Annotated in this window: 15 protein-coding genes and 1 pseudogene; 7 read left to right on the forward strand and 9 right to left on the reverse strand. The window is 69.2% G+C overall.

Translation table 11 applies throughout. From position 1 onward, the window contains the following. Window positions 1–162 precede the first annotated feature (162 nt). The gene (locus tag IQ210_RS48300; protein WP_322657158.1) at window positions 163–555 is read right to left on the reverse strand and encodes a DUF4232 domain-containing protein; all 393 of its coding nucleotides are present in this window, start codon (window positions 553–555) and stop codon (window positions 163–165) included. A gap of 22 nt (window positions 556–577) precedes the next feature. On the opposite strand from IQ210_RS48300, the gene IQ210_RS48305 reads away from it, so the two are divergent. Together IQ210_RS48305 and IQ210_RS47390 are read left to right on the forward strand one after the other, a co-directional pair. Next, a complete protein-coding gene (locus tag IQ210_RS48305; RefSeq protein ID WP_322657173.1) occupies window positions 578–904 on the forward strand; it encodes a hypothetical protein in 327 nt (108 codons plus the stop codon). 201 nt (window positions 905–1,105) lie between these two features. Then, a pseudogene (locus IQ210_RS47390) lies at window positions 1,106–2,059 on the forward strand (bile acid:sodium symporter family protein); the annotation flags it as partial. 175 nt (window positions 2,060–2,234) lie between these two features. Here the strand turns inward: IQ210_RS47390 and IQ210_RS31515 are convergent. Beyond that, on the reverse strand, window positions 2,235–2,744 hold the full coding sequence (locus IQ210_RS31515) for an ArsI/CadI family heavy metal resistance metalloenzyme (protein WP_194082571.1): 510 nt from the start codon (window positions 2,742–2,744) through the stop codon (window positions 2,235–2,237). Window positions 2,745–2,831: 87 nt separating this feature from the next. Here IQ210_RS31515 and IQ210_RS31520 point away from each other — a divergent pair, with 87 nt between their 5' ends. The 4 genes from IQ210_RS31520 to IQ210_RS31535 are packed head-to-tail and all read left to right on the forward strand — an operon-like array spanning window position 2,832 to window position 4,942. Continuing rightward, complete coding sequence (locus tag IQ210_RS31520) at window positions 2,832–3,218, forward strand: ArsR/SmtB family transcription factor (protein ID WP_228048652.1); 387 nt, start codon at window positions 2,832–2,834, stop codon at window positions 3,216–3,218. Continuing rightward, a complete protein-coding gene (locus IQ210_RS31525; RefSeq protein WP_194082572.1) occupies window positions 3,215–3,979 on the forward strand; it encodes an aquaporin in 765 nt (254 codons plus the stop codon). Before IQ210_RS31520 ends, IQ210_RS31525 begins: the two co-directional genes overlap by 4 nt. A gap of 43 nt (window positions 3,980–4,022) precedes the next feature. Continuing rightward, entirely contained in the window at window positions 4,023–4,442 is a 420-nt protein-coding gene (locus tag IQ210_RS31530) for an arsenate reductase ArsC (RefSeq protein WP_194082573.1), read from the forward strand. 26 nt (window positions 4,443–4,468) lie between these two features. Beyond that, entirely contained in the window at window positions 4,469–4,942 is a 474-nt protein-coding gene (locus tag IQ210_RS31535; protein WP_194082714.1) for a GNAT family N-acetyltransferase, read from the forward strand. Between the two features lie 918 nt (window positions 4,943–5,860). Here the strand turns inward: IQ210_RS31535 and IQ210_RS31540 are convergent. Both IQ210_RS31540 and IQ210_RS31545 read right to left on the reverse strand, forming a co-directional pair. Beyond that, complete coding sequence (locus IQ210_RS31540) at window positions 5,861–6,229, reverse strand: bleomycin resistance protein (RefSeq protein WP_228048654.1); 369 nt, start codon at window positions 6,227–6,229, stop codon at window positions 5,861–5,863. Between the two features lie 267 nt (window positions 6,230–6,496). After that, the gene (locus IQ210_RS31545) at window positions 6,497–8,149 is read right to left on the reverse strand and encodes a glycosyltransferase family 39 protein (RefSeq protein ID WP_194082574.1); all 1,653 of its coding nucleotides are present in this window, start codon (window positions 8,147–8,149) and stop codon (window positions 6,497–6,499) included. 319 nt (window positions 8,150–8,468) lie between these two features. On the opposite strand from IQ210_RS31545, the gene IQ210_RS47395 reads away from it, so the two are divergent. Continuing rightward, entirely contained in the window at window positions 8,469–8,684 is a 216-nt protein-coding gene (locus IQ210_RS47395; RefSeq protein WP_256785008.1) for a GNAT family N-acetyltransferase, read from the forward strand. 168 nt (window positions 8,685–8,852) lie between these two features. Here IQ210_RS47395 and IQ210_RS31555 read toward each other — a convergent pair whose 3' ends face one another. The 5 genes from IQ210_RS31555 to IQ210_RS31575 are packed head-to-tail and all read right to left on the reverse strand — an operon-like array spanning window position 8,853 to window position 11,938. After that, entirely contained in the window at window positions 8,853–9,485 is a 633-nt protein-coding gene (locus tag IQ210_RS31555) for a DUF6875 domain-containing protein (RefSeq protein WP_194082575.1), read from the reverse strand. Then, entirely contained in the window at window positions 9,482–10,045 is a 564-nt protein-coding gene (locus IQ210_RS31560) for a hypothetical protein (RefSeq protein ID WP_194082576.1), read from the reverse strand. Before IQ210_RS31560 ends, IQ210_RS31555 begins: the two co-directional genes overlap by 4 nt. Before the next feature lie 9 nt (window positions 10,046–10,054). Continuing rightward, window positions 10,055–10,255, reverse strand: a complete 201-nt coding sequence (locus IQ210_RS31565; RefSeq protein ID WP_322657113.1) for an MbtH family protein — start codon at window positions 10,253–10,255, stop codon at window positions 10,055–10,057. Between the two features lie 46 nt (window positions 10,256–10,301). Continuing rightward, the gene (locus IQ210_RS31570; protein ID WP_194082578.1) at window positions 10,302–10,538 is read right to left on the reverse strand and encodes a hypothetical protein; all 237 of its coding nucleotides are present in this window, start codon (window positions 10,536–10,538) and stop codon (window positions 10,302–10,304) included. Further along, window positions 10,535–11,938, reverse strand: a complete 1,404-nt coding sequence (locus IQ210_RS31575; RefSeq protein WP_194082579.1) for a class I adenylate-forming enzyme family protein — start codon at window positions 11,936–11,938, stop codon at window positions 10,535–10,537. Before IQ210_RS31575 ends, IQ210_RS31570 begins: the two co-directional genes overlap by 4 nt. Between the last annotated feature and the right edge of the window lie 453 nt (window positions 11,939–12,391).

Consider the following 12,391-nt stretch of genomic DNA (forward strand, 5'->3'; position numbering starts at 1 on the left):
ATGCTCCTCTCCGGCCTGGGCAACTCCTTCGCCGGAGGGTCCATCTACAAGGTCTGGTCCCAGGAACTGTTTCCCACCCTGCTGCGGGCCCCGGCCCAGGGCGTGACGATGGCCTTCACCAGTTGCGGGTGGCACTGCCGGCCCGCTGCCGCCTTGGACCGGTCAAGAGGGCTTGACCGCCGATACGGCGGTGACGGTCACCGTGTCGTCGCACTCGGCGAACTGCCCGTCGTCCAGGGCCACCTGATGCGCTCCAGATCCCGGCAGCCCGACGACCATCGTGGGATACAGCACGGGCGCTGAACCGGACACGCAGTATCCGTCGCCCTCTCCCTGCACCTGCACGAACGTCAGCTTCACCCACGCCTTGCCGCCAGGGGCCACCGTCACTGACGCCGTGGCTCCGCTCTGCTTGACGGTGAGAGGCACGTTCATCTCGGGAGAGCCGTTTCCGGCGCCGGCCACGGTGGGGTGCCCCGTGAGGACGCACGTGCCTCCGGACGTGTTGGTGAACTCGACGACGGCCGCCCCGGTCCCCGTACCGGCCGGCCGCACGTCGGCCTGACGTGCGGTCGCCTTGAGACTGCCCGCGGAACAGGTTGTCGCCGAACCGCCCGGAGCGGGCGCGGACGACGGCGGCGCGGAGACGGAGTCGGCGGGTTCCGGGGCGTCGGGTGTGGACGGGGCCGCCGAGCTGACGGCCGCGGACGGGGTGACGCTGCTGTCTCCGTTGTCCGCACCGCCCCCATCGGGCTGGCATCCCGACACTGCCAGCGCCGCTGAAGCCACGATGACCGCCAACGCCGAACCGCGCACTGCGTTCATGTACCGCATGCTGTCCCCCGTATCCCAGTTGTCCGGAGCGTGGCTCTTCGCCGCTCCGTCGAACCAGACAGAACGGTGAAGGTGGTCAGTTCTGCCGCACTGTGGCCTGTGACCCACTGGTGACGAAATCCGGCCATAGCCACCGTGGAACGGGCCGGACTGACCCTGGGGGCTGTCCGAGAAGGGCGGGTAGCCGTCATGGCGCCGCTCTTGCCTGGTCGCTCGCAGTGCGGCGCGAAGGTAGCAGTGTGCAACCAATAGACTCCACTGCGTGAAGATCGTGCAGCGGTGGCTGCTGTGGCTGATGCTGGCCTGCTACGTGTTGGCCGGCGTGTTCCCGGCTCCCGGCGAGAAGCTGCGGGGACTGACGCTGCCGATCTCTGCGGGTGGCAGAGCTGTGACGGTGTCGATGGTGCTGTTGGCGGTGATGCTGTTCAGCGCCGGTCTGGGGGTACGGGTCGCGGACCTGCGCGCTGTGGTGTCCCGGCCGGTGCGGCTGGTGCTCGGCCTCGCAGCCAACGCCGTGCTTCCGCTGCTCGTGCTGCCCGTCGTCGCTCTGGGTCTGCGTGCGTGGCCCGATACGGCCGAGGCGGAGGGGCTGGCGGTCGGGCTGATGCTGGTGCTGGCGATGCCGATCGCGGGCGGTGCCGCCTCCTGGGGGCAGAACGCGGGCGCCAACGTCCCCCTGATCGTGGCCATGGTGATGGGCTCCGCGCTGCTCAGCCCGCTCACCATCCCGCTGGGGATGCAGCTGGCCGGCGTCCTGGTCGGCCCTGACGGCGCAAGTGTCCTGGACGACACGAGCGCGGTCGACCTCATCGCCCGGACCGGGGCCGGAGCGTTCGCGCTGGTGTCGGTGGTGGTGCCGTGCCTCGCCGGAATCGCCGTGCGGGCCGCGCTCGGCGAGGCCCGCACGCGCCGGCTCCTGCCCACGGCCAAAGCGGTCAACCTGCTGAACATTCTGCTGCTCTGTTACCTGAACGCCGCCGGCGCCCTCGGGCAGGCCCTCGCCCACCCGGACCCGGACCTGCTGGTGCTCGCGCTCGGTCTGTCCGGTGCGGTGTGCTGTCTGGCCTTCGCCTGCGGCCGATGGATGGCCCGTTGGACGGGCGACGACCAGCCGGAGCGGCTCTCTCTCACCTTCGCCACCGGTATGAACAACAGCAGCGCCGCGGCCGTGCTGGCCGCCGGCTGGTTCTCCCACCGCCCCGAGGTGCTGCTGCCGACCCTCTCCTACAGCCTGCTGCGGAAACTGGTCGCAGGAACAGCAGGCAAGCCACCCCGTCCGAAGCAGAAGCCCCCATCTGTGGGCCCCCGTACAGGGGCACGCCGTGTAGTGCCCCGCGCAGCAGGGCGCCATGCGAGACGCGGACAAGCCGGACTCCGATCGGTCCGGCGCGGGTTCCCGGTCAGCCGTCGCAGGCGCAGCCCGCTGCCGTCTTGGCCTCGGCCGGTGTCTGGACGGGATCGATGGCCTGCTCGTCGGGGGTGCAGCAGGCGGTGGTGCCGCAGCATGCGTCCGGTGCGGTTGCCGTGGTCTTGCCGAGTGTGTCGGCGTCGGCCTTGACGACGTAGACCTCCCAGGGTTCCTGGCCCGGGCCGGTCACCCAGGTCTTGTCCTGGACGGCGTAGCAGCAGGAGGTGTTGTTCTCCTCGAAGGTGGCAAGGCCCGCCTGCTTGAGCCGGGCGGTGGCGGCGGTGACCTGTTCGGTGCTGTCGACCTCGACGCCGAGGTGGTCCAGGCGGGTGTCCTCGCCGGCCTCGCCCTCGATCAGGACGAGCTTGAGCGGGGGCTCGGTGAGGGCGAAGTTCGCGTAGCCGGGGCGGAGCTTGGCCGGCTCGGCGCCGAACAGCTTGGCGTAGAAGGCGATGGAGCCTTCGAGGTCGGCGACGCGCAGGGCGAGCTGAACACGGGACATGGCGGTCTCCCTGATTCGGTCCTTGTTTCGACGTCTGTCGATACAGCGAGCTTGCCTCTCCGGTTAGACGGATGTCAACATAGACGTATGTCGAATCTGGAGCTGAAGGTGCTCGACCAGGACGCGGAGGCGGTCGCGTGCTGCTCGCCGATGGTCCGCGAGCCGCTGGACGAGGAAGCCGCCGCCGACCTCGCGAAGATGTTCAAGGCGCTGGCGGACCCGGTCCGGCTGCGGCTGCTGTCGCTGATCGCCTCCCACGAAGGCGGCGAGGCGTGCGTGTGCGACCTGACCGGCCCGTTCGACGTCTCCCAGCCGACCATCTCCCACCACCTCAAGGTGCTGCGCGAGGCCGGACTGGTCGGCTCAGAGCGGCGCGGCACCTGGGTCTACTACTGGGTCCTGCCCGCCGCCCTGGCCAAGCTCTCCTCCCTGCTGCAAGCCCCGGCCGGCGCGAGTGCGGGAGCGGCGAGATGACCGCGACAGGGGTACTCGGCCGCCGGACGGCCGCGGAGTTCGTCGGGACGGCCGCGCTGGTCACCGTCGTGGTCGGCTCGGGCATCCAGGCCACCAAGCTCACCGGTGACGTCGGGCTACAGCTGCTGGCCAACTCCCTGGCCACCGTGTTCGGCCTCGGCGTGCTCATCGCGCTGCTCGGCCCGGTCTCGGGCGCACACTTCAACCCGGTGGTCACGCTGGCCACCTGGTGGACCGCCCGCCGTGACGGTGAGGGCAGGGGCCTGCGCGAGGTCGCCGCGTACGTACCGGCCCAGATCGCCGGTGCGATCGGCGGCGCCGTTCTCGCCAACGCGATGTTCGCCGAGCCGCTGGTGCGCTGGTCCGCCCACGCCCGCTGGTCCGGACACCTGTGGCTGGGAGAGGTCGTCGCCACCGCCGGCCTGGTCCTGCTGATCCTCGGCCTGGCCCGGACCGGCCGCGCGCACCTGGCCCCGGTCGCGGTCGCCTCCTACATCGGCGCGGCCTACTGGTTCACCTCAAGCACGGCCTTCGCCAATCCTGGTGTGACGGTCGGCCGGGCCTTCACCGACACCTTCGCCGGGATCGCGCCCGCCTCCGTGCTGCCGTTCATCGCCGCCCAGCTCGTCGGTCTCATGGCCGGACTGGGCCTGGTCACCGCGCTGTTCGGCCGCACCCCTCCAGCCGTCGAAGCCGAGGCTGAAGCCGAAGCCGTGGTCGTCCCGCACGGCGAACGCCAACCCGCCGAAATCGGCCACTGACCCTGCTGCACCACCCCGCCCGCCCCAGAAGGAAACCCTCCCCGTGACCGCTCCCGCGATCCCCTCCGTGCTGTTCGTCTGCGTGCACAACGCCGGCCGCTCCCAGATGGCCGCCGCCTTCCTCACCCACCTCGCCGGCGACCGCGTCCAGGTGCGCTCCGCAGGCTCCGCCCCGGCCGACACCGTGAACCCGGCCGTCGTCGAGGCCATGTCCGAGGTCGGCATCGACATCTCCGCCGAGGTTCCCAAGGTCCTCACCACCGAGGCGGTCCAGTCCTCCGACGTCGTCATCACCATGGGCTGCGGCGACGCCTGCCCCTACTTCCCCGGCAAGCGGTACCTGGACTGGCAGTTGGACGACCCGGCCGGCCAGGGCACGGGCGCCGTCCGCCCGATCCGCGACCAGATCGAGCAGCGGATCCGCGGCCTGCTCGCCGAGCTCGACATCGAGGCCACACCGTGACGGCCGCCGCGGTGACCGTCGCCGCGATGCTCCCCGAGCACGCCGACCAGGTCCTGGCGATCTACCAGGCCGGGATCGACGACGGCGACGCCACCTTCGAGGAAGCCGCCCCCACCTGGCAGGCCTTCGACGCCACCCGGCTCACCGAGCACCGCATGGCCGCCCTCGACGGCGACGGCCGGGTGCTCGGCTGGGCCGCCGTGGTCCCGGTCTCCGACCGGTGTGCGTACGCCGGGGTGGTCGAGCACTCCGTCTACGTCGATCCCGGTGCCCGAGGGCGCGGCGTCGGCCTCGCCCTGCTCCAGGCGCTGCTGGCCTCCACGGACGCGGCCGGGATCTGGACCGTCCAGTCCGGCATCTTCCCGGAGAACACCGCCAGCCTCGCCCTGCACATCAAGGCCGGCTTCCGCATCGTCGGCACCCGCGAACGCCTCGGCCGCCACCGCGGTCGCTGGCGCGACGTCGTCCTCGTCGAGCGCCGCAGCCCCGCCGTGGCCTGACCCGGGCTTCGGGTAAGGCCGGGCGGCCCCTCCGCCCGGCGAACGCCGCGGTGTGCCGCGTCCAGGGACATGCGTGTAGGCCAGGGAGGCGGGGGCGTTGTGCCATTCGGTGAGGGCCGGCAGCAGGATGACCTCGTCGCGGTCCTGCGCGTCGTCGCAGGGTGTGCCGACGGACCTGCGGTGGACGGCGCGCCAAGAGGTGTGCGCTTGGGCAGTTGCTGCAGGCCTTGTTGGTACAGCGCGTTCGCCTCGCTCTGCGCGGAGGCCGCCCGGTCTGGCTGGGTTCTCGTGAAGAGGGGCAGGGGAGCGAGGCGGTGGGGTAACAGGGCCGTGGTGCGGGTCCTCGTTCTGCCGGCCAGTGTCTGCTGGGCTGTGCGCGCGATGCGCAGGTGTTCGGGAATGTCCTGGCCGCGGGTTACCGTCGGCTCCACTGACACCACCCCTGAACTGACCCTGAACCCACCGGGCTTGATTCCGCGCCGCGGGGCGATCGGTCCAAGCCAGAGCGGGCGATAGGTCTGATATCTGCCTTCCAGTGACGTGGCCGCCGCATCAGCCACGTCCGTTCGCGGACCTGCCGTACACCTCGGTCTCCGGATCCGGAACCGCGCGCAGCATGGCGACGGCGCGGAGGGCGCCGTCGGCAAGCATGGGCGTTCCACTGTCCAGGCACCATCGCACAGGGCCTGAGATTCCCTCTTCCGCGCCGCACAGTCGTACAATTGTTCGCTCGGGAACGGGACCGCTGGACGGTACGGACCTCTCCATCGGGTCTTGCGGTGGGGGCGTGAGTGCTCCCTGTCGCCGGGGCCGCCGACGCTCAACTCGATGGCCGAGCCGTACGCCGTGGTCGTCCACCGGTTCACCCAACGACGCGATCTTGAGGCGGTGCCGGCTCCTGCCTCTTGAGACGCCGCGTCAGGTTGCCAGGGGTGATCCCACGCGGTGGGCTGTTCCGTCGAGGTCGACGTACGTGAATTCTCGGAGTTCGTAGGGTGTGTCCGCGGGCTGTGTGAAGCGCCCTTCAACACCGGAGTTCTTCCACTCTGCGTAGATCGCGTCGGCGTCGCTCACATAGAGGTAGATCACAGCGCCGGTGCGGGAAGGATCGTGTTCGGCCCACTCGCTGACGTGAACGGACATTGCGCCCCGCTCGGCGAAGCCGTAGCGGTGCGGGCCTTCGTAGGCGTGCACGGCGAAGCCCAGGCGACGGTATCGATCGAGCGCGGCGTCAAGGTCTCGGACGGGGACCACGGGCGCGACGCTGGTGAAGACCACTTCTGACATCTGGTCAGTCTCGCATGCGGTGCCCGGAGCGTCGCCGGGTCGGCCGACAGTGCGGCGCAATGAGTGAAGTACTGCGGCAACGCGAGGAGTTGCTGCTGTCCTCGCTGGAGAAATTGTGCCTGGAGGTGACCGAGGTGGTCGTCCGCTGTTGAGGCCCTGCTGCGCTCGGCCCGCTGACCTGCCCGCGTCAGAGCTCAGTGACACCCTCGGCATCAGCGTCAGCGAAACCACCGACTCGGGGCCGCCCTGAGTCGGATGCCGAGCCGATCAGCTGTAGATATCGCGCCCGGGTGCGCACAGGGGGTTCGTCAATGCGGCGTCGCGACGGATGAAGATTGCGGACTCGCCTCCATTGACCGGTATCACCCAGCAGAGCTGGTAGTGCTGGCGCAGGACTGCTCTCTTGGTGATCTCGGCGGGAGTGTCGTCCAGGGGCTGACCGGGACGGTCGCGCAAGACATTGATCTCGCGATGCTGGAGCATACGCTGCCGGATGACGTCGGGGGAGGCCTCGACGCCGTACAACGTTCCGGACGCAGCCGGCGTCTGCTGCAGCGCGATGTCGTCGAGCGGCCCGAAAACAGCAGGCCGGGCAAGTACCCATGCGCGGCGGCGTGCAGGCTGGAAGAGAACGGGTTCGGGGTCTCCCGGGACGGTGACGGTGAGCCCCCAATAGCTCTCCACCGTGTCGGTGCGACTGGCAGCGGAGCGCATCTGCCAGTACCAGGGGCCGAGCGCTGAGAAGAGAGCGAACGCCACGGCCGCTGTGGCGTACAGCTTGCGCCGCTCGCGCCCTGAAGCTGCCTCCGCTCGCAGAATCCGCTGCCACTGCCGTAGGGCCTGGCCGAGAAGGAGCGCCAGGCCGGACATGCAGTACAGGACGTAGCGGTCGACGTACCACGGCTTTGCGAGGGACACCGTGAGCAGGAATCCGGCGGGGACGATCAGGAGGGGCACGCCGAGCGTCGAAAACGTGACGGTCCTGGCCGCGCCCGCGTCGTGCCCACGAAGCGCGACCCCCAAAGCGGCTGCCACGGCGGCGGGAACGACGAACCCCAGCCAGTCCTGAAGGCTCGGGCGGCCCAGCCAGTCCAACTGCGCTGACGCCTGGCCGGCACTTACAACGGCCAGCGGCGCCACGGCGCAACCGACGATGGCGATCATCACCATCCAGCTGCGTCCGAGGCGGCGCAGGTATCCACCGCGCCAGAGCGTCACGGCGTGCGCGAGGATGACCAACAGCGCGAACACATGCAGCCATCCACCCAGCATCAGCAGCCCTGCATACCCGGCCCACCAGCATCGTCGGCCGTCGTGCAGCGCGCGCACGAAGAACCACGTCGCCCATATCACCGCGGCGCTCACCAACGCATAGGAGCGGGCCTCCTGCGCGTAGAACTGCACCTGGGGAATGCACAGGAAGGCAACTCCGGCGAGGAATCCGGTTGCTGGGTCACCGAGTCGGTTCCCGATGGCGTAGACCCCCAACGCAGCGGTCATCGTGCCGAGCACCGACAGGATCCGCAGTGTCAGGATGCCGTCGTCCCGTACCTCAAGTGCAAGATGGGCAAGGAAGTAGTAGAGGCCGTGGACAGCGTCGATGTTCTGCACCAGGAGCCACAGTTCTCCTGGGGTGCGCTTGGCCACGGCGTAGCTCACCGTCTCGTCCCGCCAAGACGTCGCGTCACGGTCGAGCTTCCACAGACTCACCAGCGAAGTCAGCAGGACGAGGCCGGCGGCGAGCAGCTGCCGATACCTGCGCTCCAGCCGATCCTGATCAAGCACCGGATGCCGCAGGGCAGGTGCCGTCCAAGTCTCCAGATAGCCGAGCACCGTTGTCGCGCGCGCCCGGAACAGAGCCGGCGAGACGCGTAAGCGCTCCAGCAGAACCCGGCGGCTGCCCAGCGCAACGGCCCGCACACGGCTTTCCCCCACTACCAACCCCCGCCATCCCGGACCCAGTTGTGCAGTTCGAGCTGCAACAGACGGAACATACCGGTTGCCCGAGCGGTTCGAACACGAGCGGACCCCGATGCCCAGCACTGGCAGGGGAACCAGATGGGCCAGGTCGTACCGGACGCGGACACCAGACAGGCCTTGTTGGGCATGGGTGCCCCTGTTGGTTCATCCGGTCCAACCCCGAGCTGGCCGAGCCCTTCGAACTCCACCACGACAGTGGTGAGATCGGCGGCAATCCCGCCCCGACTATCGAGGCCAGGGCCTCGGCACTGAACTGTTTCTGGCCGGCGCGGAGTTCGCCCACAGCCACACCGGTCTGCCGACGCTACGGGCGGGAACAGCGACGGAGAACCTCGCCTGCTGCGGCGCCCTGGAGCGCGCGGGCTTCGTGGCGGCCCCCGGTCCCCGCACCCGCCACACCCTGCCCGACGGCCGCGAGATGGACAGCGTCTGGCACCGGCACGAGGGCGCCTCGTCGACGTGTGCGAGACCTTGAGTCAAAACCGCAGGGCACCGGCCGGTCATGGTTCATGGCCTTCGTGAAGAACCTCAAGGGCGCCCGGAAAAGCGGCTCCCGGTCCGACCGGCGCTGCCAATACCCGCTCGGCGGTATCGAGGTGGAAGTGCCGCGCTGACCCCGCCGAGGCCAAGAGATCGGCGGAGTCTACGGCGGCCCCCCGTACGCCTGCTCGGCCTCCTGGTAACGCTGCACCAAGTGCGGGTCCATCACGGTGGACCCTGGTCCGAAGAACTTGCCGAACCGCTCCCGGTACTGCTGGAACCAGTGCGGTCGCTCGGACAGGAAGAAGACGTCGTGCAGGGCGATGGCGCGGATGGCGAACAGGGGCAAGGGTGCCTTGCTCACAGTGAAGCGGGGGTTGCGTGCGGCCGTCACCTCGCAGTTCTCGTGGAACTGGCCGATCATGAGCCCCTGTGCCACGAAGGTGTCCTTCACCCGGGCGTGGGCCTGGTCGAGCAGTCCGGTGTCCTCGCTGCGCAGGTCGGGAAGTGCGACCACCATGGCCCGCAGCATGGGATTGCGGCCCTGCCAGGTCGTCAGCTCGTACTCGCGCAGACTGCTGCGGGCGATCTCCTCGATGAGGTCGAGCGTGGGCGCGTGGCCGGCCAACCGCAGGCGGATCTCCATCGTCCGGTTCTTGCGCGAGGGTGCCACGAAGGGGCAGATGGGTCCGGTGCGGCCGATCTCCGGATGGCTCGCTGAGATGTACTCGGTCAGCCATTCCTCGACGGTCTCCAGCGCGGACGCGAAGTCGACCAGGGACGCCGTGGACGTCATGATGCACCGGTCAGTTCGGCGACGCGGTCGACGGCGACCCGTGCGAGCCGCTGGATCTCCGACTCGTCCGGGACACGGGCGTTGACGAAGGTGAGAATGTCGTCCTTGGCGACGATCACCCAGGCGGTCTCGATGCGGAAGTGGTCGACGGTGGACAGCCACCGCACGAGGAAGCCGCCGTCTCCCAGCTCGACCGGCCCCAGTTCCACCCTCGAGATGTCCAGCTGCACGCCGTCGTTGAGTTCCATCCGGTACTGCGCGCAGGCGTGCACCGCGTCGAGGAGCTCCTGGTAGATCTGCCGGCAGGTCCCGTGGCCGAACTCGGCGACATGGTGGAACACCACCGACCCCACGACGTTCGTGAACAGCGCGGAGGCGTGGTGCACCGTCTCGGGATGCGTGCCGTGCGTGAGCATGTTGGTCAGGTCGACGATGGCCCGCCCCGACTCGTCGCCGGAGACGTAGACGGGATCGTAGGCGGCGCTCGGCTCCTCGCCGTAGAACGACTCCTCGAGGTCCTCCTCCCGTAACAGCAGTTGCTGGAATGCGGCGTCGTCCATCGAGGTCTCCTATCGGCGCACGAGGCTCAGTGGGCGCATGTCGGTCCAGTGCTCCTCGACGTAGGCGAGGCAGGTCTGGCGGTCGCTCGGGCCGAGCGCGACCGTCCAGCCTGCGGGCACCTCGGCGAACGAGGGCCACAGCGAGTGCTGGCCCTCGTCGTTGACGAGCACCAGGAAGGTGCCGTCGGGGTTCTCGAAGGGGTTGCTCATCATCGCTCCCTGCGCAATGCCGTCGGATAAGGGCCGGGTGTGCCGGTCAGTGCTGCTGCGCGACTCTGGTCACGTAGGTGTGGATGCCGTCGATCGAGGTGAACTGGGCCATGTCGTCGAACTGCGGCTCGATGACCACGCCGTGCCGCTGCTCCAGGACGTGCTGAAGGACCACCAGCGTGAAGGAGTCGATCACCAGCTCGGCGTCGTCGGTCAGCTCCTCGCGCGGCCCGAGTCCCGCGTTCTCGGTCAATATCGCCCTGAGGTCGTCTTTCGAGATCACCGGTCCTCCTGCGCCCGCGAGGGCGATTCCGACAGGACGCGTCCGTGCATCAGCGCACGGTCGCGGATCAGCTTCCCCATCGAGTTCCGCGGCAGCAGCCGCGTGATGTGGAACCGCTTGGGGATCTTGACAGGGCTCAGCCGCTCCCGGCACCAGACCGTCAGCTCGTCCGCGGTGACGGCGGGGTCGGCGCCCACGAACGCCTCGATGACCTCGTGGTGTGTCACGACGGCCTCCGTCACCCGGTCGTGGGTCAGGAGCACGTTCTCGACTTCCGTGAGGTCGACCTTCAGTCCGCCGATCACGGCCAGCGAGTCGGCCCGGCCGAGCATGCTGAGCACCCCGGTCGCGGGGTCCTGACGGACCCGGTCGAAGCTCCGCAGCCAGCCGTCGGTGTAGCGGTCGGTGTGCTCGCCGTACAGATACGGTGAGCGGTCCATCCGCACATACAGCTCCTCGTCGACGACCTTGACCTCGGCCCCCGGCACGGGGAGCCCCAGCTGCGGAGGGACGGACGTGCCGGACAGGTCACCCGCGATCAGTCCGATCTCGGTGAGTCCGTAGACCGGGCTGATCGGCAGGCCGAAGCGTGCGCGGAAGTTCTCGTACGTCTCCTGCGGTACCCGCTCGCCGCCGGACACCGCGAGGCGGAGTGCGGGCAGTTGGGGCGGGTCGGCGACGCGGGACAGCAGGTCGTAGTGCACGGGCGTTCCGTAGACGGCGCTCGTCCCGGTGGCGGCCATGAACCGTACGACCTCGGCCGGGCGCAGCGTCGGCGGAATGATCAGTGTCGCCCCGGACGCGAGGGCGTGCAGCACGCCGCTGACCAGGCCCATGTTGTGCATGACCGAGTTCAGCAGCATCATCCGGTCGTCCGCGCCGGGGATTCCGGGGAGGGCGGCGTGCCGGTCGATCTCAGCCAGTACGGAGTCGGCGGATCGGCCGATGACCTTGGGCCGGCCGGACGAGCCCGAGCTGAACTGCACCAGCCGTATGCCGTCGACGGCGGGCCGGCCGTCCGGCAGCTGTTGGACCGTGAAGTCCGACTCCTGACGGAATCCGGCCACCGGCCCTCCGGCGTCGGCCGCGGCGACGAGGTACTGCGGACGCACCTGCTGGACCAGCGGTGCGTACTCGGCCGGCTTCAGCCGGAAGTCGACCAGGACCACCTGCGCCCCACGGCTCCACAGGGCCAAGAGCGCCTGAACGTACGTGAAACTCGGCGTCATCCTCAGGAGAACCGAGCTGCCTTCGCCGATTCCCTGGTTCCGGAAACGCTCCTCGAACTCGGCCACCGCACTGCGTAACTGTCCCCGGGTGACCGGAGCGCTCGACACGGCCCACCGGTCGTCGTCCGCACCGCGGTTCAGCAGATGACTCACCCACTGTGTTTTTGCCATACGGGTTTCCTTTTGTGAAACAGCCTCGGGAAACGTGCGATCGGCATTTGTGGAAATTGAAGCTAACACCGTCGATAAACGACGGGCAAGAGCCGTCGATCAAGACGGGCCGGCCCGCGGGCGACGCCCGGGCCCCGACGCCGGTCGCCGCACGCGGCAGGCCTCCACCAGCCGGTCCAGGGGCAGTTGGCCGCCCGACCGCGTCGGCGGACGGCACAGTCGATGGGAGGCGTGCGCGCGGGGTCCCGCCGGGTCGTGCCGTGTGTCCCGCCGGCGGGACAAGGTGCCGGACATGCGCGTGGCATAGCCGATTGATCTCCTTGACCCTCCGGATCTCCCAGGGTTAGGTTTCCCTCAGTCGTGTTTCCGGGCGGTTACGTCCGACTCCTGTACGCACACGGCGATCCGCGAGATCCGACAGTGCGGAGTTCGCCGTCTCACTTCTGCGCGATC

This window comes from Streptomyces justiciae (genome assembly GCF_015163075.1).
Classification (GTDB): Bacteria; Actinomycetota; Actinomycetes; order Streptomycetales; family Streptomycetaceae; genus Streptomyces; species Streptomyces justiciae.

Coding starts and splice junctions, on each gene's coding strand:
- IQ210_RS31515 (WP_194082571.1), bottom strand. CDS start 2,744: ATGTCCCGTGTTCAGCTCGCCCTGCGCGTCGCCGACCTCGAAGGCTCC.
- IQ210_RS31520 (WP_228048652.1), top strand. CDS start 2,832: ATGTCGAATCTGGAGCTGAAGGTGCTCGACCAGGACGCGGAGGCGGTC.
- IQ210_RS31525 (WP_194082572.1), top strand. CDS start 3,215: ATGACCGCGACAGGGGTACTCGGCCGCCGGACGGCCGCGGAGTTCGTC.
- IQ210_RS31535 (WP_194082714.1), top strand. CDS start 4,469: ATGCTCCCCGAGCACGCCGACCAGGTCCTGGCGATCTACCAGGCCGGG.
- IQ210_RS31540 (WP_228048654.1), bottom strand. CDS start 6,229: ATGTCAGAAGTGGTCTTCACCAGCGTCGCGCCCGTGGTCCCCGTCCGA.
- IQ210_RS31555 (WP_194082575.1), bottom strand. CDS start 9,485: ATGACGTCCACGGCGTCCCTGGTCGACTTCGCGTCCGCGCTGGAGACC.
- IQ210_RS31560 (WP_194082576.1), bottom strand. CDS start 10,045: ATGGACGACGCCGCATTCCAGCAACTGCTGTTACGGGAGGAGGACCTC.
- IQ210_RS31565 (WP_322657113.1), bottom strand. CDS start 10,255: ATGAGCAACCCCTTCGAGAACCCCGACGGCACCTTCCTGGTGCTCGTC.
- IQ210_RS31575 (WP_194082579.1), bottom strand. CDS start 11,938: ATGGCAAAAACACAGTGGGTGAGTCATCTGCTGAACCGCGGTGCGGAC.